The organism is Marinobacter sp. EVN1, from assembly GCF_000475375.1.
In the GTDB taxonomy this organism is placed as follows: Bacteria; Pseudomonadota; Gammaproteobacteria; order Pseudomonadales; family Oleiphilaceae; genus Marinobacter; species Marinobacter nauticus.
Genome location: NZ_AXCB01000045.1, coordinates 288102 through 313147 on the forward strand (window position 1 = coordinate 288102; position 25046 = coordinate 313147).

The following is a 25046-nucleotide window of genomic DNA, read 5'->3' on the forward strand; positions in this document are numbered from 1 at the left end:
TCAGAGATTGATCGGCAGCTTGAGGGTGATCTCGCTGTTTGGAGCATTGTCGGTGACTCCCACCGCCACGGTGAGGCTCATGGTGGTTGAGGGCGATAGCCGGTGCGACAGCCCAAAGGACAAGGAGCCCACCTGAATTCGGTCGAAGTTGGACGAGAACAGGTCGTTGCCATGTTCAAAGGTGGTTTTGCGAATGACCGAATGATCGTAGCCCAGGCTGAACGAAGTGCGTTCGTTAAATGCAAAGCCCATTCCGAAGCCGAATCGCACCACGTCACCGGGGTCGACGGTGCCGCCGTTTTCAAAGCCCTGCTCTTCCTTGATGGTCCAGGCGTAACTCAGGTTTCCGAACAGAACTGCCGGGTCGCTCGGGTAGATAAAGGAAAGTCCCGGTTCCACCGCCCAGAAGCCTGAACCGGTGGGGCGGTTGGCCAGCTCTACCCCGATGGGGTTGCCGCTGCTGTCGGTAATGATTCGCTGGTCGACATCGTAGGGGCCTTCGCCGGTGGGCGCCCGGGCCCGGAAAGTACCGATCAGATAAGGCCAGCCATCGAGGCCATCGTTGAGCTGGTAACGTATCGACAACTCGGCATCACCGATGCCATCACCGGACGATTCCCGCACGGTATCGACTGGCGTTCCCTGAAACACTTCCCGTTCCCGAAGGTCTTCCCGAATGCTCAGGTAGGGCACCCGCAGGCTACCTTCCAGCCGGCTGGTGAAACCGTATTTCAGGGACAGCGCGCTGACAAAGATATCGCGCTGGATCTCGGAGATATTGATCAAACCCACCAACAGGGCCGGAATGACTGTGTAACCCTCAACCGCCACGCGGGTGGCGTTGCTGTGGGCATGGGAAAACGATGGCTCGATGGTAAATCGCCCGGGCCGGGTGACGATACCCCGGTCTGCGGTAATGGAGGCAATCGTGGTTGCGCTGTCCTGGGCCGCCGCTTCCCTCTGCTCAGTGGTTCCGGCGGTGCGTTCATCCGGAGCAGGAGGTTCGGCCAGGGCAAGCGGGGTAAGGCATAGGCTGAAGCTGAACAGGGCCAGACGTTTCATGACAGATCTCCATGATCGCGTTTCTTGGGAAGGCCGTGGTTCGACGGTGGTTGCAGCTGGTGTTTTTCCAGCAGTCGGTAAAACGACACTCGGGAAATATTCAGTAGCCTCGCCGCCGCCGAGATGTTGTGATGCGTCAGGGCAAGGCTGGTCGCAATGGCTTCCTGGTCGGCTCGGGCGCGATAGGCCTCCAGGCTGAACTGGTCGATGTGTGTGGGTAATGTGGCCGGGGGCAAGCCCAGGTCTTCGGGTTGGATATTCAATTGCCGGGCAAGCAGGACGGCTTGCCGGAGTCGGTTCTGGAGCTCCCGCAGGTTGCCCGGCCAGGAATGTGCGGCCATGGCCAGCAAGGTGGCGTTGCCAAGCCGGTAGTGTTCTCCCTCCGATGCGCCCAGGGCCCGCCGGGCCAGATACGGCAGGTCTTCCAGACGTTCCCTGAGTGGTGGCAGGGTCACCGTGAGGTTACCAAGCCGGTAGAAAACGTCGCTTCTGAAACTGCCCTGGGTCACTTTCTGGTCGAGCTGGGTATTGCAGGTGGCGATTACCCGTACATCCACCTGCACGGCATGGTTCGAGCCCACGGGTTCGATAGTGCCTTCCTCAAGAAAACGCAGGATGGCCGATTGCTGCATAAGCCCCAGTTCGTCGGCACCCAGTAGCACCAGAGAGCCGCCATTGGCGGCTTCGATACGGCCTTTTCTGGATTTCAGAGCGTGCGTGAAGGCACCCCGCTCATGGCCGAACAGTTCGCTCTGGGTCAGGGACTCTGGTAACGCGGCGCAGTTGATGACAACCAGAGGCCCGTGATGGCGCGGAGAGTGTTCATGGATAAACCGGGCCGCTGCCTCCTTGCCGGTGCCATTCTCCCCGTAAACGATGACGGGTTCATGGGTCGCTGCAAAGCGTCGCAACAGGCTGCGAGCCTGACGAATGGCCGGCGATGGGCCATCCAGTACATAGTCCTGATAACTGAGCAGTTCCGGTCCTGTCAGGTGCGTACTCAGGGAATGCATGCCCCACATGTGGCCCAGACTGTTGATCAGTCGTTGGTGGTCCAGTGGGAGGGTATGGTAATCCTGGCAGTAGTCGCGGATCAGGCGACAGACCGCCGCGTCATTCAGTTGCCGTCGCCTGACCACGGCCAGCCAGGAGGTTTCCGGAAGCATCTCCAGCCAGCCTCTGATGGTCTCCAGGGCGGCCGGATCCTGGTCAGCCAGAAAACAGACCCCAACGGGTTTGCCAAGATAGTCGGGCATCGGCAGTACGGGGGCATGCCGACTACTGATGACGGTCAGATGCCACCCGGGAAGGCTTGGCTGCCTTGTATTTTCAGCATCAGAGGCCGCCGACAACCAGACAAGCGGTCGTTTCTGTTCCATAGCTTTGCTCCGGCAAAGGGACTGAACAACCGACAACGCTGTATTCAAAAACGAGAGGGCACTACTGCGGGAACTGCTATAGTCGACCACGACCCTGTGACCTGCCTGGGCTTCCATGCAGGTAATATCTCAGGTGATCGATAGCAGGTTTTGCACCAGAATCGGGTAATCCCGTTAATACAGATGCTTGCTGATGGTTCCGGAGCCAGCGCAGGCTCGATCTGTAAAACTTATTGACGGTTATGGAGGATGTCGAGGGGCATGGTAGCGGATCTCTGGATCGTGTTTGCCGTTCTGTTTGTCACCCTGGCTGCGTTTATCTGGAACCGGTTGCGGTTTGATGTTGTTGCCATGCTGGCGCTGCTGGCGGTGGCCATCGCGGGACTGGTGCCGGTTGACAGCGTATTCTCCGGTTTCGGGCACCCGGCCGTGATTACCGTGGCGGCGGTGCTGGTTATCAGCCAGGGGCTGGTGAACGGTGGTGTGGTGGACCAGGTGGCGCGGCTGCTGGCCCGGGCAGGGAACAACGCCATGATTCAGGTACTGACCCTGACCCTCGTGGTGGCCGTGTGCTCGGCATTTATCAATAATGTGGGGGCGCTGGCGCTTCTGATGCCGGTCGCCATCTGGATGTCCCGGGAAGCCGGGCGTTCGCCGTCACTGCTGCTCATGCCGCTGGCGTTCGGGTCGCTGCTGGGCGGCACCATTACGCTGATCGGTACCCCGCCCAACATCATCATCGCCAGCTATCGTGAGGCCGGAGCCTTCGGGCTGTTCGACTTTGCTCCCGTGGGGCTGGCAATTACTCTGGCGGGCATCGTCTTTATCGGGCTGATCGGCTGGCGCCTGACACCTAAGCGGGAGGATCCTGCCGCCGGCGACAAACTGTTCAGCGTGGGCGATTACCTGACTGAACTGAAACTGCCCGAAGGCTCTGACTTTGCAGGAGGAACCCTGCACAACCTCCTGACGGCCGGAGACAGCCAGAACAATCTGGTGGTGCTGTCTTTGATCCGCGATGACAAAACAACGCCGGCACCGTCAACCTTTACCATTCTTCGTGAAAATGATGTTCTGCTGGTGGAAGCCGATACCGAGAGTCTGGGCGAGTTTCTTGAGATCACCGGTCTGGCTCTGGCCTCGGGTGCTCCCGACGAGGAAACAGAAGAGAATGACACGGGGGACGAAGGGCGGCGACAGCAGGCGGAGAAAGAGCTGGTTGCCGGCGATGCCCGGTTGATCGAGGCGGTTGTGACGCCCGGTTCCCAACTGGTCGGCCGCACCGCAAACCGACTGAATCTTCGGGAGCGCTACAGTGTCAACGTGGTGGCCGTCGCCCGGCAGGGCCACCGTCTCAAACAGCGGCTGGCGGATATCCGTTTCCGTTCTGGTGATATCCTCCTGGTGCAGGGCTTCGAGGAGACGCTTCCGGGTAACCTGAGGACGCTGGGCTGCCTGCCGCTGGCTGAACGGGGGCTGGCGTTTGGCCGGGAAAAACGCCTTGGGCTGGCCGGCGGGCTGTTTGCAGTTGCCATCGTCAGTATTGTCGCCGGCTGGGTGACGCCTCCCGTTGCTCTGGTGGCCTGCGCCGTTGCCATGGTGCTGGCCGGACTGCTGGAGGCCAGTGATGCCTACAAGGCCATCGACTGGTCGGTGGTGGTATTGCTGGCGGCAATGATTCCGGTGGGGCAGGCTCTGGAAACCACCGGCGGAGCCGACCTTATTGCCAGTCAGATTCTGGCCATCAGTGAGGGGCAGGCGCCCTGGCTGGTGCTGTCCATTATTCTTGTCGGCACTATGTTGCTGTCCAATGTGGTGAACAATGCCGCGGCAGCGATTCTGGTCGCACCGATTGCGCTGGGCGTTGCCGGTCAGTTGGGGCTGTCGTCGGATGCCACACTGATGGCCGTCGCCATTGGCGCATCCTGCGCGTTTCTGACGCCGATAGGGCATCAATCCAATGCGCTGGTCATGGAACCCGCGGGTTACCGGTTCGGCGATTATTGGCGCCTGGGGTTGCCACTGTCTGTGGTGGTCACCGCCACGGCGGTGCCGGTTATTCTCTGGGTATGGGGCTGACTGGAGCTCAGGCTTCCGGCTCACCCAGCAGACCACTGAAAACGGTTTCCACCAGTATCGGTGCAACCTCGGCCAGCGGAAGGCGCTCAGGTTTGGCCAGCCAGTCGAAAAATAGTCCCAGCATCTGGGTATGCACCAGATAGCCCGCCAGTTCCGGGCTCAGGCCCGGACGCAGTTTTTTCGCGTTTTCAGGACTGCGGAAAATGTCGGTCACAAAGGCAATTCCCTCTTCCGCAAGCTCCCGGTGTTTGTTCAGCGCCTGATCAGATTCGTTGCGGTGGAAGAGGATGTAGTACACCCGGAAGTACTGTTCGTCTTCGGCCAGCTTGCTGAGAGCGATAACGCAGAGATGCTTCAGGTTGGTCAGGCTGTCCTGGCTGATGGCGGCTTCATCGAGCATTTCGCCGAGGGGCGCGCGAACCCGCTCCAGCATGGCATCCAGGATGTCCTGCTTGTTGCGGAAATGCCAGTACACCGCGCCCCGCGTAACACCGGCGGTACGGGCGATTTCCTCCAGCGACGCCCTGGCGACGCCTTTCTCCATGAATACGCTTTCGGCTGCATCGAGAAGGGATTCGCGGGTGGCTTCCGCCTCGGCTTTGGTCTTTCTCGCCATGATGAAGTCTTCCGGTGGTGTGTTGCGCCGGCTTGGTCCGGCCCCGTCAGGATATGAACCGTCTGCGGGGAAGTACGTAAGTATACCCGAAAGCAGTTTACATACATACATGGATGAATGTATCTTGCCTCATCTTCCCGATTGCCATTCCGGGCTGGCTTGCCCGGACACAAATACATAATTGATGACACGATCTGTTTCGGTGTTCAGGAGACCGCGCCATGCCCGTTGAAATGTATCATCGCCCTAATGCCCGCAAGGGGCTGCTTTTTGCTGGTTTGTCTACGTTGCTGATGCTAGCGGGGTGCAGCACTGAGGATGGCGAGGGCCAGCAGGCTGGGGCGGGCGGTATGCCACCGGCGGCGGTTGTGGTGCAACAGGTGGAGCCTGTTGACATCACCGTGCGACAGGATTATGCCGGTCGTGCCCGCGGTGCCCGGGAGGTGGAAGTCCGGGCCCGCATCAGCGGCATTCTGGAAGAACGGTTGTATGAGGAAGGCCAGATGGTGCGTGAAGGAGACGCCCTGTTCCGAATCGATCGAAAACCTGCCGCAGCGGCATTGCAGCGAGCCAGGGCTCAGCGCCAGGTGGCTGAGGCCGACGTTCAACAGGCCGAGCGTGAATGGAAGCGAATTTCCTCACTGTTCGAGCGCAATGCCGTCAGCGAACGGGATCGTGATTCGGCTCAGTCCGCACTGGAGCTGGCCCGGGCCAACCTGGCTGTGGCCAATGCGGGTGTGGCCCAGGCGGAACTGGATCTCGGGTACACCGATGTAACCGCACCGATCAGCGGTGTGACCAGTCTGGAGGATTTTCCGGAGGGCAGCCTGATTGATACCGGTACCCTGCTGACCACTATTGTTCAGCTGGATCCGGTCCACGTTCGCTTTGCGCTTCCGGAAAACGACGCCAACATTCGCCGTGCCGCCCGTGAGGGCATGGCGCGGGCAGACCAGGAACAGAATGTCTCGGCGCGTCTGATTCTGGCCGATGGCAGTGAATACGACCTTGATGGTCGCATCGATTTCACCGCTTCAACCCTCGATCCCCGTACCGGCACGGTGTCGGCCCGTGCCGTGTTCCCGAATCCGGAGCATGTGATTGTACCGGGACAGTTTGTCAGGGTGCGGGTGGAGCTGCAGAGTTTTGACGATGCGATTGCCGTGCCCGAGAAGGCGGTAACTCAGGGGCAGAATGGCCCCGTGGTCTATGTGGTTGATGGAGACAATAAGGCCTCGGTCCGGCAGGTGGAGCTTGGGCCGGTGAGTGATGGCCGGCAGATCCTCCTGAGCGGCCTGCAAGCGGGCGATCGCTTAATCGTCAGTGGCTTGGTGAACCTCCGTGATGGCGCCGCCGTCAACGTCACCAACCCGGATAGCCCGGAGGAGGCCAACTGATGCTGCGAACATTCATCGACCGGCCGATTTTCGCCTCGGTTATCTCGATCATCATTACCCTTGGTGGTGCGCTGGCCCTGCTGGGTTTGCCGGTAGAACAGTACCCCAACGTGGTGCCGCCTCAGGTGGTGGTGGACGGCCGCTTCCCGGGAGCCAGTGCCGATGTGATTTCCGATTCGGTGGTGGCGCCGCTTGAGCAGGAAATCAACGGCGTGGACGACATGATCTACATGGAATCCAGTGCGACCGACTCCGGCAGCTTTCGGGTGACGGTGTCGTTTGAAATCGGCACCGATCCGGACCAGGCTACGATCAACGTCAACAACCGTGTGCAGCAGGCTTTGGCCCGGTTGCCTCAGACCGTCCGGGACCAGGGTCTGAAGGTGGAATCCCGTTCCACCTCAATCCTGCAGGTGATTACCCTGTCCTCACCGGACAACTCCATGGATGTGGTGGAGATTTCCAACTACGCGTTGCTGAACGTGCTGGATGAGCTGGTGCGCCTGCCCGGCATCGGGGACGCCTCTTTGTTTGGCGCCCAGGATTACTCCATGCGTATCTGGCTGCGCCCGGACAAACTGGCCCAGTTCGAGCTGACACCCGCGGATGTGGCTGGCGCCCTTCGGGCCCAGAATGCCCAGTTTGCAGCTGGCCGGATCGGGGCAGAGCCGGCGCCGGAAGGCCAGGCGTTCACCTTCAGCGTGTCCGCTCCGGGCCGGCTCACCAGCCCGGAAGAATTTGGCGAAGTGATTCTTCGCAGTGATGATCAGGGCGCGTCGTTGCGCCTGAAAGATGTGGCACGGATAGAGCTGGGCGCCCAGAACTATGATTTCGCCGCCATCTATAACGGCGGAGCCACGGTGCCGATGGGTGTGTATCTGCAGCCGGGCGCCAATGCACTGGATGCTGCGGAAGCGGTGAACGAAGCCATGAAGGAAATTGCCGACCGTTTCCCGGAAGGCCTCGAATACAATGTACCCTACGACACCACCCGCTTCATTGATATCTCCATTCAGGAGGTGATCTCCACCTTCATCGTGGCGGTGCTGCTGGTGGTTGTGGTGACCTTCCTGTTCCTGCAGCATTTCAACGCCACGCTGATTCCGTTGATCGCCATTCCGGTGTCCCTGGTGGGCACCTTTGCCGGCATGCAGGCCATGGGGTTCTCGGTCAACCTGCTGACCCTGTTTGGCTTGATACTGGCCATCGGTGTGGTGGTGGATAACGCCATTATCATCATGGAAAACGCAGAACGGCTGATCAAGGAAGAGGGCATGTCGCCTTACAATGCCGCCGTGACTACGGTTAGCCAGGTATCCGGGGCCGTGGTGGCGTCCACGCTGGTGCTGGTGGCGGTGTTTGCACCGGTTGCGTTCCTGGGTGGGCTCAGTGGTGAACTCTATCGGCAGTTTGCTATCACCATTGCGGTATCTGTGGTGATCTCCGGTGTCGTCGCCCTGACGCTGACGCCTGCCATGTGCGCCCTGTTGCTCGGCCATGAAGGCAAACAGCTCACCGTATTCCGCTGGTTCGATACCGGTTTCGACAAGGTCACCAACGGTTTTTCGGCGGTTGTGGACTGGCTACTGCGCCACGCCGTGATCGGCGTACTGCTGTTCGCAGCCATGCTCGGTGGCACCGTTTTCCTGCTCAACAAGATGCCGTCCGGGCTGGTCCCCCAGGAGGACCAGGGCTTTGTGCTGACGGCTTATTCATTACCGGCTACCTCTTCCCTCAGCCGCACCGAAGCCACCCGGGACGAGCTGGCGCAGAACATGCTGCAGCTGCCTGAGGTGAAAGACGTTGTCGCCTTTGCCGGTTTTGACATTATTTCCAGTGCCTTGCGCACCAACAGCGGTGTCGCGTTCGTCACGCTGGAGGACTGGGCTGAGAGGGAAGGCGAAGGCCAGGGCGCGGCCGACATTGCCAACAAGATTATGGGTATCGGGTTTGGTATGCCCGAAGCCTTTGTCATTGCCTTTACCCCGCCACCGATCCAGGGGCTGTCGACCACCGGCGGTGTGGAAGGTTACATCCAGGCCCGTGGTGGCCGCACACCAGCCGAGATCAAGGCGATGGCGGACCGGTTTACCCAGGCTGCCAACCAGCGCCCGGAACTGACCAACGTCCGGGTGACCCTGGATACCGGTATTCCCCGCTATCAGGCGATTGTTGACCGGGAAAAGGCCCAGGCGGCAGGTGTGCCGGTGGATCAGATTTTCACCACCATGCAGAGCACGTTTGGCGGCCTGTATGTAAACGACTTTACCCTCCAGGGGCGAAACTGGCAGGTGACACTGCAGTCTGAAGGCGAATTCCGAAGCCACCCGGATGACCTGCGCAAGGTGTTTGTGCGTTCCTCCTATGGGGAGATGATTCCCCTGAGCTCACTCGTGGAGCTGGAGCGGGTGAGCGGACCGGACATCCTGAACCGCTTTAACGTCTACCCCGCGGCCAAACTGCTTGCGGACCCGACGCCGGGCCACACCACGGGCGAAGCCCTGACCGCGCTGCAGGAAGTTGCCAATCAGCAGTTTGACCGAAACACGTTGCTGGGTTGGACCGGTGAAGCCTATCAGCTGCAGGACTCTGCGGACTCCGGCACCCTCGCCTTTGGCATGGGGCTGCTGCTGGTGTTTCTGATCCTCGCCGCCCAATACGAGCGCTGGGGTCTGCCGGTGGCAGTGGCTACCGCGGTGCCCTTCGGGGTATTCGGGGCGGCACTGGCCTCGCTGTTGCGTGGCTTCCCCAACGACATCTACTTCCAGGTAGGGTTGCTGGTGCTGATTGGCCTGGCGGCGAAAAACGCGATTCTGATCGTTGAGTTCGCCGCCCAGAACCGGCAAACGGGCATGAGTTCGTTCGAGGCCGCCAGCACCGCAGCCCGTCAGCGCTTCCGGGCGATCATGATGACCGCGCTGACGTTCATCGTGGGTTCTTTGCCGCTGGCATTCAGTACCGGCGCGGGTGCCGTGAGCCGGCAGGAAATCGGTACCGTGGTGGTTGGCGGCATGCTGGTGGCCAGTACCCTGGCCCTGTTCTTCGTGCCCTTGTTCTACAAGCTGATCGAAGACCTGGCGGACTGGCGGCGCAAACGCAAAGCCGCCTGATCGCAGTTTTTGCGCCCTGCTTGCCACTTGCGAGTGAGCTGAATCGGGGCAGGCTATCGTCGTCATAAAGAGATAACCGTCGTCGGTGACTACCGGCGGCGGTTTTTTGTTTGATACTCTCGTCTATCTAAAGCGTATGAAGAGCAAGTTCCGAGAGGCTTTCCAAAAATTTGTGGAGCCATGGATGGCGGAACATAAGCGACACATGGATGTGCCGGCAGGAGCGCTTTTTGGAAAGCCTCTCGGAACTTGCTCCTGCACCGAGGTTTCAGGCTGAGAGAGATAAGGTCTAACCATGAACAAAAAAGAGCTTCTGGATGAACTGGAAAAGGCTCGCGTCCGCACCGAGAGCCTGATTGTGTCGTTACCGGAAGACAAGCTCGAGGTCCCGTATCATCCGGGGGTGAATCCGCCACTTTGGGAAATGGGCCACTCAGCGTTTTTCTACGAGGTCTTTGTCTTCAACCTGCTGGACGGAACACCGAGCTACGATCCCTCCATGGATGACCTGTGGGATTCATTCCATGTCGATCACAAAGATCGCTGGAGTCGGGATCTGTTTCCGGGCCGGGAGGAAACTCTCAAGTATTTCAACACCATCTACGACCGGGTTGCCGAACGCATCAAGGGTGGGGAGCTGAGCGACCAGGAGCTGTATCTCTACCGCTACGCCATTTATCACCAGAATATGCACATCGAGTCGCTGATCTGGTGTCGGCAGACAGTCGGCTATCCGGCGCCTTTGGATTACAAAGGTGATCGGCCTGCTCCGGGCGAGTCGATCAGCGGTGATGCTCAGATCCCGGCCGGTCGCTGGGTGATTGGCATGCCCGGTGAGTCGCAACAGTACGCGACCGAAGACTTTGCCTTTGATGCCGAGAAGCCCCGTTTTGAGGTAGAGCTGCCGGCGTTTGCCATCAGTCGCACGCTGGTGAGCAACGGGGAATTCCAGGCGTTTGTAGACGATGATGGTTACAGGCGCCCCGAACTCTGGTCGTTTGGCGGCCGCAAGTGGCTGGAATCGGAGCAGGACGTCAGCCTGGTCCATGGGGTTGGCGAGCCAATGATGCGGCTGCCCCGACATCCGCTGTATTGGCGGTGGCATGACGAACAGTGGCAGGTACGGGTGTTCGACCGCTGGCTGCCGTTGCAGCCAGACGCTCCGGTTACCCATGTCAGCTACTGGGAGGCGGAAGCCTTCTGTACCTGGGCCGGGCGGCGGTTGCCGACCGAGTATGAATGGGAAGTGGCGGCGCTGGGCAATAAACCCGGTAGCCCTTTTCGGCGTTTTCCGTGGGGTAATGAGTCACCGGATGCTGTGCGGGCGGATATGAATGCCCGGACCATGGCTCGTAACCCGGTGTCGGATTACCCGGCCGGCGATAGCCCGTTTGGCTGCCGGCAGATGGTTGGCTCGGTGTGGGAATGGACGAGCAACGAGTTCCTGCCCTATGACGGCTTCAAGGTAGATATGTACCCATTCATGTCGACCCTGCAGTTTGCCACGCACAAAGTCACCAAGGGCGGCAGCTGTGCCACCTCATCCAACCTGATCCGTGGCACCTACCGGCAGGCGTATCTGCCGTTTCGCAGTGATGTTTACACCGGGTTCCGCACCTGCGCCGCCTGAATTCCTGATTTGTCCATAAGGTGACTTGCCAGGGCCACACCGGTCTCACTCATCGTGAGGTAGGCATCATTGGCGCCGGCTTCGCGAATTTTTACGGCTTCATCGGCATACATGGTGTGCGCCACGATATAGCCCTCGAAGCCGAGCTTGCGCAGCATCCGCGCGGCGATAAGCTTGCCTTCGATGTCACTCATTGCCAGCACCACCGAGTTGAGTTCCGGCATGTGCAGACCTTCCCAAAAGGTGGTGTCTTCGGCGTCTGCAAAGACGACATTGCGCCCATCTTTCTGGTGTTTCTCGGTTTTGGCAGGGTCTGAGTCGATCCCCATGATTCGCGTTTCATGGGGCGCAAGCCAATCGTAAGCCGCAGTGCCTGTTCGCCCCATGCCCATCACCAGAACCCGTGTAGTACCCAGGGAGATAGGTTGCTCATCAGGATGACGTTTCTGACTCTCGAAACGAACCAGCTTGTGGGCAACATGCTCGTAAATACTGTGGGAAAACCGGTTGAGCGGCGCCGAAAATACAAACGACAGGGAAACCGATATCGCCAGCGGAACCAGCCATTCTGGCAGGGCAACACTGGCGACAATGAGCCCGAATTCACTGTAGTTTGTGAGTGACAATGAGGTGAGGAAGCTACTGCGAGCCCGCAGGCGGAAAGCCAGCAACAGGAAGTAGAACAGGATGCCTTTGAGTGGCAAGAGCAAGGCTGCTACTGCCGCAAAGATCAGAGCTTGCTGGTCTGGCAGGCCGTCAATGCCGATCTGCAGGAAAAAACCGACCAGGAAGATTTCTTTCACGCTCCAAAGGGACTTGGCCAGTTCCTGGGAACGGGGATGGTTGGCCAGCATGGCACCGAACACCAATGCACCCAGTTCCGAGCTCAGACCCACGGCCTCAAACCCAAGGCCACCAACCACCAGGGCCAGTAAAAGCCCGAGCAGTACCAGCAGTTCGTCGTGCCCGCTGGCATCCAGCAGCCTGTAGAGCAGCGGCCGGAGCAACGGAAGGCCGAATACAATGACGGCCCATTCTGAGGGGGTTTTGCCGGCCGCGAGACTCATCACCACCAGTGCAATCAGATCCTGCATGATCAATATGCCAATAGCGACCCTGCCGTGGAAGGCTCTGAGTTCCCGTTTGCTTTCCAGTACCTTGGCGGCCAGTACGGTGCTGGAAAAGGACAGGGCGATCGCCAGCATCAGGGCCGTTGTCCAGTCCAGGTCAAAAAGCAGGTAGAGGCCGGGGGCAAACACCACACAGGTAATCGCAAAGTGGAGCAGACTGCCGCCGATGACTTCCGGGCTGACAATGGAGCGTAGCTTCAGCTTCAGGCCGACTGTAAACAAGAGCAGCAAAACGCCAAGATGAGCAATGTGGGCCAGTACATCGGTGGGCTCTGCAGTGATGCTGGTAGTTGCGCTGAGGCCGCTGAGCACAAAGCCGGCGGCCAGATAGCCCACCAGCGGAGGCAAACCGATTCCCTTGACGAGAAGGCCGATAACAAAGGCAAAACTTATCCAGATGGCTTCAGGCATGGGCGAATCTTCTGACGACGGAATCCAAAGCTCTGAAGCCTACCTTTTTTTCGGGCCTAGCTGTAGTGGCGATTGGTTTCAGGGTTGCCGGTCGGCAAGAAAGTCCCGGAACAGGGCTGCCGATTCCTCCGGCGCCTCCACCATCGGCGCGTGGCCGATATCATCGAGAATGGCCTTGCGCGCGTTCGGGATAGCCTCAACAAAGACATCGGCATTGCGATAGTCAATTACCCGGTCGAGTTTGCCCCAGACCACCAGAACCGGCGCCTGGATGTTGGTTATGGCGTTGCGGAAATCCGGCTCGAAGCCGGTGTCTCGGATGGCCCGGAAAATGACTTCGTTGACTTCCCGGTTGGCGATGGCCTTTTCTTCCATCACGTCAAAGATCGGCCAGGGCACGAAAGGGCGTTTTTCCAGAGCGAAGTCCAGCAGGCGGTCGAAATCGCCTTCCCGTTTCGGGATGAGCGGGTTGTCGCCATCCATGACCAGGTCCACCAGCTCACTTTCATATTCGAAGATACCGGCAGGGTCGAACAGTACGGCTGTGTGAACCTGTTCTGGATGGGTGGCAGCGTAGAGGGCAGTGATGGCGCCGCCCATGGAGTTGCCCATCATGTGGAAGCGTTCCACCCCGAGCTCCTTCAGTATCTGGTGGACGTAATCTACCTGATCCTCAAAACGGTAGCCGATGTCCAGGGGTTTACTGCTGTCGCCATGGCCTGGCAGATCGAGGGCATAGATGTTGAACTCACCCTGGAACTCTTTGGCCAGACGGGTCCAGTTATCCTTGTTTGCGCCGAAGCCGTGAATCAGCACCAGGGTGTCGCCATCGACCGGTTCTTCACTGCGAAGGTAGGCAATGTCCAGATCGCCAACGGTGACTTGCGCGGCCTCCAGACCGGCGCTTGAGCGTTCCCAGCCTATGGCGTTTTCGTAGATGCTCTGGCGGGAGCAGGCGCTGACCAGCAGGGTAACGGTCAGCAGCAGGAACAGCTTCAGGTGAGTGCGGCGCACAGGGAACTCCTTTTCGTTATGGCTATTATTGAATGCCAACACTAACCCATAAAAAAGCCCGGTCAATGACCGGGCTGACGCTGTTACTCGGCGAGCCGGAGCCTCAGCTCTGCTCCCGGGCAATGGCCCGGTAGGCAATGTCGTTGCGGTAGAACATGCCGTTCCAGCTGATTTTCTTTGCCAGCTCATAGGCCCGTTGCTGGGCTTCGGTGACGGTGTTGCCCAGAGCGGTAGCGCAGAGCACGCGGCCCCCGGCAGTGACTACGTCGTCGCCGTTGAGTTTGGTGCCGGCGTGGAAGACCTTCTCACCTTCTGTTTCACCGTCCGGCAGGCCGGAGATGACATCGCCCTTGTCGTAGCTGGCGGGATAGCCACCGGCAGCGAGTACGATGCCGACAGAGGCGCGCTCATCCCACTCGGAATCGCACGCGTCCAGCTTGCCATCCACGGCGGCCTGGCACAGTTCCACCAGGTCGGACTTCATGCGCAGCATGATCGGCTGGGTTTCCGGATCGCCAAAGCGGCAGTTGAACTCAATGACCTTGGGGGCACCGCTGGTATCGATCATCAGGCCGGCGTACAGGAAACCCTTGTACGGATGGCCTTCCGCCGCCATGCCGTTGACCGTGGGGTAGATCACCTCGTCCATGATCCGCTGGTGCACATCGGCAGTGACCACCGGGGCGGGAGAATAAGCTCCCATGCCACCGGTGTTGGGGCCGGTGTCGCCGTCGCCTACGCGCTTGTGGTCCTGAGACGTGGCCATGGCCAGTACGTTCTTGCCGTCGACCATCACGATGAAGGAGGCTTCTTCGCCGTCCAGAAACTCTTCCACCACCACGCGGCTGCCGGCATCGCCAAAGGCGTTGCCTGCGAGCATGTCGCGGATGGCATCTTCGGCTTCTGCCAGGGTCATGGCGACGATTACACCTTTACCGGCAGCCAGGCCGTCGGCTTTAACCACGATGGGTGCGCCTTTTTCACGCACGTAGGCGAGGGCCTCGTCGACATCGGTGAAATTGGCGTAGTCGGCGGTGGGAATCTTCTGGCGGGCCAGGAAGTCCTTGGTGAAGGCCTTGGAGCCTTCCAGCTGGGCGGCGCCAGCGCTGGGACCGAAGATGCGCAGGCCGCGGGCTTCAAATTTGTCCACCACGCCGGCCACCAGCGGGGCTTCCGGGCCAACGATGGTCAAGCCGACGTTGTTCTGCTCGGCGAAGTTGGCCAGGCCGTCCAGGTCCATCACGTCCAGGTCGACGTTTTCCAGATTCGGTTCCCGGGCGGTGCCGGCGTTACCCGGTGCGACAAACACTTTATCCGCTTGCGGTGACTGGGCGGCTTTCCACGCCAGGGCGTGCTCACGTCCGCCACCGCCAATAACCAGAATGTTCATGTGTTACTCCTGAGTTCTTCGATCAGTGACGGAAATGGCGCATGCCGGTGAAGACCATGGCAATGCCATGCTCGTTGGCGGCATCGATCACTTCCTGGTCGCGCATGGAGCCGCCTGGCTGAATCACGGCGGTAATGCCGGCTTCGGCCGCGGCGTCGATGCCGTCACGGAACGGGAAGAATGCATCCGACGCCATGACGGAACCCTTCACTTCCAGGTTTTCGTCGGCGGCTTTGATGCCTGCAATCTTGGCGCTGTAGACGCGGCTCATCTGGCCGGCGCCGACGCCGATGGTGCGACCGGCTTTGGCATAGACAATAGCGTTGGATTTAACGTACTTGGCCACTTCCCAGGCGAACAGCAGGTCGTTTAGTTCCTGCTCGGTGGGCTGGCGTTCGGTGACCACTTTCACGTCTTCCATGGCCACCATGCCCAGGTCGCGATCCTGCACCAGCAGGCCGCCGGTGACGCGCTTGTAGTCCATGGTCTGGGCGCGTTCACCGTCGAATTCGCCGCAGGCCAGCAGGCGTACGTTCTTCTTGGCGGCAACAATCTCGACTGCTTCCGGCGCAACGCTCGGGGCGATAATCACTTCCACGAACTGGCGATCCACAATGGCCTTGGCGGTCACCGCATCCAGTTCACGGTTGAAGGCGATGATGCCGCCAAAGGCCGACGTCGGGTCGGTGGCAAAGGCCAGGTCGTAGGCCTGCAGTATGTCGGCACCGATGGCCACGCCACAGGGATTGGCGTGCTTGACGATGACGCAGGCCGGGTCGGCGAAGGGTTTGACGCACTCCAGCGCCGCATCGGTGTCGGCTACGTTGTTGTAGCTCAGTTCCTTGCCCTGAAGCTGTTTGGCGGTGGCGACACAGGCTTCCTTCGGGTGGCGTTCGGCGTAGAAGGCAGCGCGCTGATGCGGGTTTTCCCCATAGCGCATATCCTGAACTTTCACGAACTGGGCATTGAAGGTGCGGGGGAAGTCGGCGTTGTCGTTATCCGGGGTACGCCCGCCCAGATAGTTGGCAATAGCACCGTCGTAGCCGGCGGTGTGCTCGAAGGCCTTCACGGCCAGGTCGAAGCGGGTGCTGTAGGTCAGCTCGCCGTCGTTGTCCGCCAGTTCTTTCAGAACGCGGTTGTAGTCGGAGGCGTTCACGACAATGGCAACATCGTTGTGGTTCTTGGCGGCGGCACGAACCATGGTGGGGCCGCCAATGTCGATGTTTTCAATGGCTGTGGCCAGGTCGCAGTCCGGGTTGGCCACGGTGTCCTCGAACGGATACAGGTTCACCACCACCATGTCGATGGGATTGATTCCGTGCTCAGCCATGATGGCATCGTCGGTGCCACGCCGGCCCAGAATGCCGCCGTGGATTTTCGGGTGCAGGGTTTTGACCCGGCCATCCATCATTTCCGGGAAACCGGTGTAATCGGACACTTCGGTGACCGGTACGTTGTTTTCCTTGAGCAGGCGGAAGGTTCCGCCGGTGGAGAGCAGCTCGACGCCGCGTTCGGTGAGGGCACGGCCGAAATCGACGATGCCGGTTTTATCACTCACGCTGATCAGGGCGCGACGGACGGGGGTGTTTGCCTGGTTTGCCATGGGTCACTTTCTTCGCTGGTCAGATAAGCCGGATTGTAAGCCTGGGTGCAAATAACAAGGGCCTCGCGAACGCATCCGGGAGGCCCTTGTGGGGTCAGGTCTGATTATAGCAGACCGTATTGCTTGAGTTTCTTGCGCAGGGTGCCGCGATTCAGCCCGAGCATGGTGGAGGCCTTGGTCTGGTTGTTGCGGGTGTATTTCATCACCTGCTCCAGCAGCGGGGCTTCCACTTCTGACAGTACCAGTTGGTACACGTCGGTAACCGGCGCGCCATCGAGTTGCTCAAAGTAGTTCTTCAGGGCAACTTCTACGCTGTCACGCAGGGTGACGCTGTTGCCGCTGTGGTTTACCGTGTGCAACTGATGCAGATCATCGTTGGCCGGGGTGCTTAGGGATTGATTTGCCAAAGTCTCAGCGGTCATGCTGCGAATACCTCTCCATTTCGTAAGCCTGCAAAATACTGTGCGATGCTGTCTTTCTGCTCCAGCGCATCATCGATGGCGTTGAAGCGTTGTCGGAACTGTTTGCTGTCATCATGGGACTGCAGATACCAGCCCACGTGTTTTCTGGCGATACGCACGCCCATCAATTCGCCGTAGAAACGGTGCAGTTCTTCCAGGTGCCCGGCCAGAATGCGCTCTACTTCATCCATGGGCGGTTGGGGCAGGTGTTCTCCGGTTTCCAGATAATGAAGAATCTCCCGGAAAATCCAGGGCCGGCCCTGGGCACCCCGGCCAATCAGCAAGCCGTCGGCACCGGTATGGCTGAGTACCTGCCGGGCCTTCTCCGGCGTGGTAATGTCGCCGTTGGCGAACACCGGTATGCCAACGCTGGCCTTGACCTCTGCGATGGTGTCGTACTCCGCGTCGCCGTTGTATTTGTCTGCGCGGGTACGGCCGTGTACGGCCAGAGCCTGAATGCCGGCATCTTCCGCCATCCTGGCGATGACTGGAGCATTGCGGTTGTCTCTGTCCCAGCCGGTTCGCATTTTCAGGGTCACCGGCACATCCACCGCCTTCACCACGGCTTCCAGAATTTCCCGCACCAGCTTCTCGTCTTTCATCAGGGCCGAACCGGCGGCCTTGTTGCAGACTTTCTTGGCCGGACACCCCATGTTGATGTCGATGATCTGAGCACCGAATTCAGCGTTTTGCCGGGCTGCATCGGCCAGCATCTCGGGGTCGCCGCCGGCGATCTGGACCGATCTGGGCTCCGGTTCGCCTTCGTGATTCAGGCGAGTCCGGGATTTACGCGTATGCCAGAGCTTGCTGTCCGCTATGACCATTTCCGATACCGCCAGCCCGGCCCCCATTCGCCGGCATAAAAGCCGGAAAGGGCGATCGGTTACACCGGCCATGGGTGCAACAATCAGCGGGTTGGGCAGGGTGTACGGCCCGATTTTTGCCGTTGGCAGCATGATCTGAGTCCGTGTCACAGCGGGTTAAGCAAAATTCGGCTGGAGCGGTTGTTCAATTTCTGACCGCTCCGGTCTCCGAAGGGCGGTAATGATACCGCCGGGGGCAAGCTGATTGAAGGGGCGAAAGCGTTAAAAAATTGATTATTTTTCGCGCTTTCTGGTTGACTTTTGCGCTGTCAACTGTCGGCCCGAAGGCTATTGATTCGCATCAAGGCGCCCAGGGACGAAAGCTCAGGTTGTAGTTGACGGCATCCCGTCCGGGGTCGCGTATCCGGATGGCGATCCGCACCGGCGTCTCTACCGGCATGCTGGCAAGTTCTGCGGCCTCACCGGCCAGGTACTCTTCTGGCGTAAAGGTGCTTTGGGCCACCACATCGCCATTGAGGTTGGAGAAGGTCAGAGCTATCGCCGGGAACGGCTGCTCAAAGCCGGCGCGGTTGAGAATCACGGCATCGACAATGAGTTGATCCCGGTTCTCCGGGTCGGTACGCACCACCAGTTTACGGCTCTGGATAGCCTCGACATTCACCAGGGGTTTGAGTTCGCATCCGGCAATCTCGCAGCCCTTCTCGTAGAACGGTCGGAGCTGGGGGATGGCAGAAAGCCGGTCAAACTGGTACCAGGTAACCTGGGCAATCAGTACGCCCAGCAGGGCCAGCACCGCCAGTGCCCAGAATACGGTTCTGAGCCGGCCTCCGCCGTTACCGACGGATACAGGATCCCGTCGCAGGTCATGGTAGAGGGTGTCTGGCGCCGCTTGCTTGCGGGTACGGCTGACAATCGGGTCGCCCACTCGATCGTCATCCGCCAGGCTGAGGTCCGTGATATCCGGTTCCGTGGACGGCTCCGCTGAAGAGGTCTCCTTGGCGGGTAGGGTTGTTTCATCGGACTCGCTGTCATCACGGCGAAGCGGCTCAGGCCGTGTTTCGGCAGCAGGGGGCGTCTGAAGCGATGCCTGTTCCGGTTCGGGCTGCGGCTGGGCAGGACGCTGAGGCTTCGCTGATTCTGGCTGAGCCGATGGCTTGGCGGGCTCGTCGTCGTTGAGCATGGCCTCGGCCCAGCTCTCGTCGATATTCTGGTTTTCCGGCGTCAGGTCGTCGTCGCTGAAGCCGGATTCCTCGGGCTCGTCGAAATTGCGGAAGCTGTCGCTGAGCTCATCATCTGAGAACGTCAGTTTGCTGCCGGCATAGCGGCCTTCGGTGGCATCTTCCTCGGGGTTGTCCGCAAAGATCAGTTCCTCTTCATCGTCGAACCGGCCGGGCCTGGTTGCTCCGGTTTCAGAGCCAGATGACGAGGGCGACGGGCGGGCCCCGGCATTATCTTTGCCAGAGACCACCTGGTGTTCGACCGCATTGAAAATCTTCATGCAGTTCCCGCAGCGTACCTTGCCCCTGGCGACGCTCAGCTGTTCGTCTGTTACCCGGAAACGGGTCTCACAGTTGGGGCATTGGGTCTGCAGGCTGCTCTGGGTCATGCTTCGTTCCTGAAAGCTCGATCTCTGGTCGATCACTACGATGGAGGCAGTTTAGACATAAACGCCTGTGTCGTCATCCGTCCTTGCGCCGTCCTGTGAGGCGTATCCAGTCTTCTTTCTGTTCCGGTTCGTCCATGATGAACCAGGGCTCATAGGCTTCCATCACGCCACGGGCCTGATTGAACAGGATGCCGGACAGTACCAGATCCCCGCCGGACCTGGTCAGTTCGGCCAGTCTCGGTGCCAGGCCGATCAGCGGCTGGGCAAGGATATTGGCCAACATAATATCGGCTCGGGTGTCCGGATCGTTGCCGGGCAGGTACAAATCCAGGCGGTTATCTTCAACGCCATTCCGGCGGGCGTTGTCACGGCTGGCTTCCAGGGCTTGGGGATCGGTATCCACGCCAACGACATGTTCTGCCCCCAGTAACAGGGCGGCCAGGCCCAGAATGCCGGAGCCACAACCGTAGTCGGTCACTTGCTTGCCCGCGACATCCTGGCCGTCAAGCCATTCCAGGCACAGCGCGGTGGTCGGGTGGGTGCCGGTGCCGAAAGCCAGGCCCGGGTCGAGCAACAGGTTGGCGGCGTCCGGGGCTGGCGCCTCGTGCCAGCTGGGCACAATCCACAGGCGTTCACCGAACTGCAGCGGGTGGAAGTCGTCCATCCAGGCCCGCTCCCAGTCCTTGTCTTCCACCAGGGTAACGTCAATGTCGGCCAAAGACTGTTGGGTCTGCTGGTGCCAGGCGTCGCGAATCTCCGCCAGTAACTGTTCGATATTGCGATCAGACTGGAACAGGCCAGTGACGGTGGTCTGGCTCCAGAGGGGGGTAGTGCCCGGGTCGGGCTCGTACAGCGGCTGGTCGGCGGCGTCTTCCATGGAAACGGCATCGGCGCCCATTTCCATTAACAGATCTTCCAGCTGATCCGCAGTGTCCGGATCAGCTGGAATCTGGAGTTGTATCCAGGGCATGGTTAATCCCGCATCAGTTTCTCAAGGTAGTGGATGGTGAAGTCTACCTGTTTAAAGCCACCATCGCGTACCAGTTTTCGATGCAGGGGTTGGTTGGTCTTGATGCCCTCGACCAGCATTTCGTCCAGCGCATTCTTCATGCGCCGGCGGGCGATCTCCCGGTCGTCGCCCCAGGTGATCAGTTTGGCCACCAGGGAATCGTAGTACGGCGGTACGGTGTAGCCGCTGTACAGGTGAGAATCCACGCGGATGCCGTTGCCGCCAGGAGCGTGGAAATGACTGATCTTGCCAGGGCTGGGCACGAAGGTTTTCGGGTCTTCGGCGTTGATCCGGCATTCAATGGCATGGCCGGAAATGTGGATCTGGTCCTGGCTGTATTGCAGTGGAAGACCGCTGGCAATACGCAGCTGCTCGCGCACAATGTCCACACCAGTGACCATCTCAGAGACCGGATGCTCAACCTGTACCCGCGTGTTCATTTCAATGAAGTAGAACTCGCCGTCCTGATACAGGAATTCGAAGGTGCCGGCGCCGACGTAGCCGATTTCCTTGCAGGCATCCACGCACGCCTTAAGCGTTCGCTCGCGGGATTCCTGGTTGATGTTCGGTGCCGGTGCTTCTTCAATTACCTTCTGGTTGCGGCGCTGCATGGAGCAGTCCCGGTCACCCAGATGGATGACGTTGCCGTGCATGTCGGCCAGAACCTGGACTTCCACGTGGCGTGGGGTTTCCAGGAACTTCTCTAGATACACGGTGGGATCGCCGAAGGCATTCTTGGCTTCGCTCTGGGTGATCTGTACTGCTTTCAGCAGGGCGGCTTCAGAGTGCACCACCTGCATGCCTCGGCCACCACCACCAGAGGCCGCCTTGATCATCACCGGGTAGCCAATCTGTTTCGCCAGCTTGAGGGTGCGTTCGTCGTCGTCCGTCAGCGGGCCGTCGGAGCCGGGAACTGTGGGTACGCCGGCCTTTTTCATGGCTTCGATGGCGGACACCTTGTTACCCATCAGGCGGATGGTCTCTGCCCGGGGGCCGATAAAGCGGAAACCGCTTTTCTCGACCTGCTCGGCGAAGTCGGCATTCTCGGCCAGGAAACCGTAACCGGGGTGGATACCCACCGAATCGGTCACTTCAGCGGCACTGATGATGGTTGGGATATTGAGGTAGCTGTCTGTGGCACTGTTTGGGCCAATGCAGACAGATTCGTCGGCAAGGCGAACGTGCATCAGGTCGCGGTCTACCTGGGAATGTACCGCAACGGTCTTGATGCCCAGCTCCTTGCACGCGCGGAGAATACGCAGGGCGATTTCACCGCGGTTTGCGATCAGAACTTTTTCTAACATGGCCATGGTTAGCAATCACCGAATTCAGGAAATGACGACCAGGGGCTGGTCAAACTCAACCGGCTGGCCATTTTCGACCAGGATTTCGGTAACGGTACCGGCCTTGTCGGCTTCGATCTGGTTCATCATCTTCATGGCTTCAACAATACAGATCACGTCACCCACGTTAACTTTCTGGCCCACTTCAACAAAGGAGCTGGCGGTGGGGGACGGCGCACGGTAGAAGGTGCCAACCATCGGGGATTTCACGGCGTGGCCAGAGGGGGCTGCCGGAGCCGAGGATTCCGCAGCCGGGGCGGCATCAGCCGCGGGTGCCGGAGCCGGGGCAGCGGCCTGGGGGACTGGTGCCGCGTAATGGCTGACGTAATGTCCACCGGCGGCGGGCTCGCGACGGCGGGAAATGCGAACCGAATCGTCGCCTTCCTGGATCTCCAGTTCTTCGACGTCTGATTCCTCAAGGAGCTCAATGAGTTTCTTGATTTTGCGAATATCCATAACTGTTCCAGTCCCGTTTCTGTGTTCTATCGGTGAATTCGTTGCAGGGCCGCCTTCAGGGCGAGATCGTAGCCCTGGCTGCCCAGCCCGCAGATAACGCCTTCGGCGATATCTGAAAAATAAGAGTGATGGCGGAAAGGTTCCCGCGCATGCACGTTTGAAAGATGCACTTCAATAAAGGGAATGCCCGACGCCAGCATGGCATCCCGAAGGGCCACGCTGGTGTGGGTGAAGGCGGCGGGATTGATGATGATGAAATCCACCCCTTCAGCCCTGGCTTCATGCACTCTTTCTATCAATTCATATTCCGCGTTTGACTGCAGGTGTAACAGATGATGGCCTTTCTCAGCCGCCTTGCTGCGCAAGCGGTCGTCTATATCGGCCAGGGTCTCGTGGCCATAGACCTCGGGCTCTCGGGTTCCGAGCATATTCAGGTTCGGGCCGTGGAGCACAAGAATGGTCGACATGGTTCTGTCTGCCTTGATGGTTTTTTAACAGGATCGCCGAAGATGACGGCACGTTACCCCAATGGTGCGTGCTTGTTATCCCCAGATCAACACTTTTTGACAATCCTGCCGGTTGTCCATTGCTCTGAAAAGGTTACACAGCAACCTGCTGTCACGCGATGACATTTCGTTGATGACAATCATTGTTGATCATGGCGGTGAATGTCGGTATTCGACATTGGTTTCATGGGCCGGGCGATTGCCCGGCCCGGAAGGTCAGGTCTCGGCCAGGGTCACGCAGTTGCGGCCGTGCTCCTTGGACGTATACAGGGCGCGGTCTGCGCGCTCGCACAGGGCCTGGGCGGTTTCACCCTGCCAGTCGGCAATACCGCAACTGAAGGTGACATTGAATTCCCGGTCGCCGGCCTGCTGGGTCAGCTCGGAGAAGCGCTCACGAATTTCGTTGAGGACATTGCGGGCATCGCCCGGGCGGGTGTTCGGCAGGATGATGGCGAACTCTTCTCCACCGTAGCGGCCAATATGATCGGTCTTGCGCAGACGTTGCTTCAGGAACATGGACAGGCTGCGCAGAATCCGGTCGCCAATCGGGTGGCCAAAGGTGTCGTTTACCTTCTTGAAGAAGTCGATATCGATCATGGCAAAGCACATGGGCTGATCTTTCTGGCGCGCACGCACGATTTCCTGCTCCAGCAGATGCAGGGTGTGGGTGTGATTGAACAGGCCGGTCAGGCTGTCGCGGATCATCAGTGCCAGCAGTGAGCGGGCTCGCCGACCCCGGTTGTGCAGGGTCGCAATCAGGTGCTTGGGATCGATGGGCTTGGTCAGGAAGTCGTCACCACCCAGGCTCATGGCGTGCAGCTGTTTGCTGACGTCCTCTTCCGCCGACAGGTAAATGATGGGAACACTGTGGAAACGATCCTGCTGGCGGATGACACGGGCAATCTCCATGCCGGTGCAGCCGGGCATGTACATGTCCAGGATGATGATTTCCGGCGAGAACTCCTCCAGGGCATGAATGATTTGCATCGGGTCGGTGATGATGTGAGCGGTCATTCCCGCCTTTTTCAATACCGTTTCCATGTATTTGGCCTGGGCCCGGGAATCGTCCAGGACCAGCACCTTGTAGGGCTCGACAGTGTTGCCGTGGGTATAGGTTTCGATCTTTTCTATCAGTTGGCCGGGGTCCACCGCCGGGTAGAAGAACTCCTCCCCGCCGCAGCGGGAGGCGCGCAGCCGGGTTTCGATGCTGCCGTCCTCGTCGCTGACGAAAATGATGGGGATCGGAGTGTCGTGTTGCTCCTGTAACTGTTCCACGGTCGCAATGCCGTCATTATCTCTGCCGCCGAAGCTTACATCCATCAGGATGGTTTCCGGTTTGCTGAGCGCACAGGCCTCAATCAGGTCTGCTGATGCACTAAAGGCGGAAGCGCGAAAACCGAAAAATTCCAGTTGCCGGATCAGTCGTGAGGCCATCTCTTCGTTCGACAGGGCAATATAAACTGGCGTGCGACGATACTGCTGGGGGGCGCTGGAGGTGTCCTGGTCGGTGCGCCGCTGGGTGGACAGGCGCAGATTCTCGGTGGCATCTTCCAGTGCCTTGGCTTTGGCATCGTCCAGGGGGGTGTCCTGATGCCAGTCCGTCAACAGGGACAGGATCAACTCGCCGGCAGCCGCGTGGCTGTCCATCTCGAAACGCCGGGCATAACGAACGAGTTTGTCGGCTGCGGCAGTCAGATCGTCCCGGTGGGCTGGCGCCTGACTGCGGTCGTCGCGGATTTTCTGCCAGGTATCAAGCACCACCCGGGCCTGGGTGGTGACACGGCGGGCGAAATGCTGCCTGAGTTTCTCTTTCTGGCTTTCGTCGTTCATGGTGCTCCGGCCTGTCTGTCCAATTGTTGATCGCGATATTCGTCTGCGCGAATTTTTGCCATTTATGAGTTATACAGAGGCTTTATGGTCCTTGTGTAGAGTCTATAGTGTTTAATGTTGTGGGCGTAGGTTGCGCTATGTAAATGTTTGTCAACTCTGCGGCCCGGGTCACAGGTAACCTGATACTCGT

19 protein-coding genes are annotated in these 25046 nt (G+C 59.5%); 4 read left to right on the forward strand and 15 right to left on the reverse strand.

The annotated features are described in order from the left end of the window. Together Q674_RS36065 and Q674_RS36070 are read right to left on the reverse strand one after the other, a co-directional pair. A complete protein-coding gene (locus Q674_RS36065) occupies window positions 1–1062 on the reverse strand; it encodes a transporter (protein ID WP_011786872.1) in 1062 nt (353 codons plus the stop codon). Then, window positions 1059–2441, reverse strand: coding sequence for a sigma-54 dependent transcriptional regulator (locus Q674_RS36070; RefSeq protein ID WP_011786871.1), 1383 nt, complete (start codon window positions 2439–2441; stop codon window positions 1059–1061). Before Q674_RS36070 ends, Q674_RS36065 begins: the two co-directional genes overlap by 4 nt. Window positions 2442–2702: 261 nt before the next feature. On the opposite strand from Q674_RS36070, the gene Q674_RS36075 reads away from it, so the two are divergent. After that, window positions 2703–4520: an SLC13 family permease gene (locus tag Q674_RS36075; RefSeq protein WP_011786870.1), complete on the forward strand. Its 1818-nt coding sequence runs from the start codon at window positions 2703–2705 to the stop codon at window positions 4518–4520. A 7-nt stretch (window positions 4521–4527) separates the two neighbouring features. On the opposite strand, the gene Q674_RS36080 is transcribed toward Q674_RS36075, so the two are convergent. After that, entirely contained in the window at window positions 4528–5136 is a 609-nt protein-coding gene (locus tag Q674_RS36080; protein WP_023009578.1) for a TetR family transcriptional regulator, read from the reverse strand. A 221-nt stretch (window positions 5137–5357) separates the two neighbouring features. On the opposite strand from Q674_RS36080, the gene Q674_RS36085 reads away from it, so the two are divergent. From Q674_RS36085 to senA, 3 genes are all read left to right on the forward strand, one after another. Further along, window positions 5358–6533 (forward strand): efflux RND transporter periplasmic adaptor subunit, encoded by a 1176-nt coding sequence (locus tag Q674_RS36085; protein ID WP_023009579.1) that lies wholly within the window; start codon window positions 5358–5360, stop codon window positions 6531–6533. Further along, window positions 6533–9643: an efflux RND transporter permease subunit gene (locus Q674_RS36090; protein ID WP_023009580.1), complete on the forward strand. Its 3111-nt coding sequence runs from the start codon at window positions 6533–6535 to the stop codon at window positions 9641–9643. Before Q674_RS36085 ends, Q674_RS36090 begins: the two co-directional genes overlap by 1 nt. A 295-nt stretch (window positions 9644–9938) precedes the next feature. Further along, the gene (gene senA / locus Q674_RS36095; RefSeq protein WP_023009581.1) at window positions 9939–11273 is read left to right on the forward strand and encodes a selenoneine synthase SenA; all 1335 of its coding nucleotides are present in this window, start codon (window positions 9939–9941) and stop codon (window positions 11271–11273) included. Here the strand turns inward: senA and Q674_RS36100 are convergent. From Q674_RS36100 to Q674_RS36155, 12 genes are all read right to left on the reverse strand, one after another. Then, window positions 11243–12814 (reverse strand): cation:proton antiporter family protein, encoded by a 1572-nt coding sequence (locus Q674_RS36100; protein ID WP_023009582.1) that lies wholly within the window; start codon window positions 12812–12814, stop codon window positions 11243–11245. The genes senA and Q674_RS36100 overlap by 31 nt on opposite strands. A gap of 78 nt (window positions 12815–12892) precedes the next feature. Next, window positions 12893–13828: an alpha/beta fold hydrolase gene (locus Q674_RS36105; protein WP_023009583.1), complete on the reverse strand. Its 936-nt coding sequence runs from the start codon at window positions 13826–13828 to the stop codon at window positions 12893–12895. A gap of 103 nt (window positions 13829–13931) precedes the next feature. After that, window positions 13932–15218, reverse strand: a complete 1287-nt coding sequence (gene purD, locus Q674_RS36110; protein WP_023009584.1) for a phosphoribosylamine--glycine ligase — start codon at window positions 15216–15218, stop codon at window positions 13932–13934. 22 nt (window positions 15219–15240) lie between these two features. Then, window positions 15241–16821, reverse strand: coding sequence for a bifunctional phosphoribosylaminoimidazolecarboxamide formyltransferase/IMP cyclohydrolase (gene purH / locus Q674_RS36115; protein ID WP_023009585.1), 1581 nt, complete (start codon window positions 16819–16821; stop codon window positions 15241–15243). Between the two features lie 104 nt (window positions 16822–16925). Then, a complete protein-coding gene (fis, locus tag Q674_RS36120; protein WP_011786861.1) occupies window positions 16926–17243 on the reverse strand; it encodes a DNA-binding transcriptional regulator Fis in 318 nt (105 codons plus the stop codon). Beyond that, window positions 17240–18238, reverse strand: coding sequence for a tRNA dihydrouridine synthase DusB (gene dusB / locus Q674_RS36125; RefSeq protein WP_011786860.1), 999 nt, complete (start codon window positions 18236–18238; stop codon window positions 17240–17242). Before dusB ends, fis begins: the two co-directional genes overlap by 4 nt. A gap of 208 nt (window positions 18239–18446) precedes the next feature. Next, entirely contained in the window at window positions 18447–19712 is a 1266-nt protein-coding gene (locus Q674_RS36130) for a DUF3426 domain-containing protein (RefSeq protein ID WP_023009586.1), read from the reverse strand. A gap of 73 nt (window positions 19713–19785) precedes the next feature. Continuing rightward, a complete protein-coding gene (gene prmA, locus Q674_RS36135; RefSeq protein ID WP_023009587.1) occupies window positions 19786–20682 on the reverse strand; it encodes a 50S ribosomal protein L11 methyltransferase in 897 nt (298 codons plus the stop codon). A 2-nt stretch (window positions 20683–20684) separates the two neighbouring features. Further along, window positions 20685–22031 (reverse strand): acetyl-CoA carboxylase biotin carboxylase subunit, encoded by a 1347-nt coding sequence (gene accC / locus Q674_RS36140; protein WP_011786857.1) that lies wholly within the window; start codon window positions 22029–22031, stop codon window positions 20685–20687. Between the two features lie 18 nt (window positions 22032–22049). Further along, entirely contained in the window at window positions 22050–22520 is a 471-nt protein-coding gene (accB, locus tag Q674_RS36145) for an acetyl-CoA carboxylase biotin carboxyl carrier protein (protein ID WP_023009588.1), read from the reverse strand. Between the two features lie 26 nt (window positions 22521–22546). Continuing rightward, window positions 22547–22987, reverse strand: coding sequence for a type II 3-dehydroquinate dehydratase (gene aroQ / locus Q674_RS36150; protein WP_011786855.1), 441 nt, complete (start codon window positions 22985–22987; stop codon window positions 22547–22549). 255 nt (window positions 22988–23242) lie between these two features. After that, window positions 23243–24856 carry a diguanylate cyclase gene (locus tag Q674_RS36155; protein ID WP_023009589.1) on the reverse strand — a complete coding sequence of 538 codons (1614 nt, stop codon included), beginning with the start codon at window positions 24854–24856 and terminating at the stop codon, window positions 23243–23245. Window positions 24857–25046 lie beyond the last annotated feature (190 nt).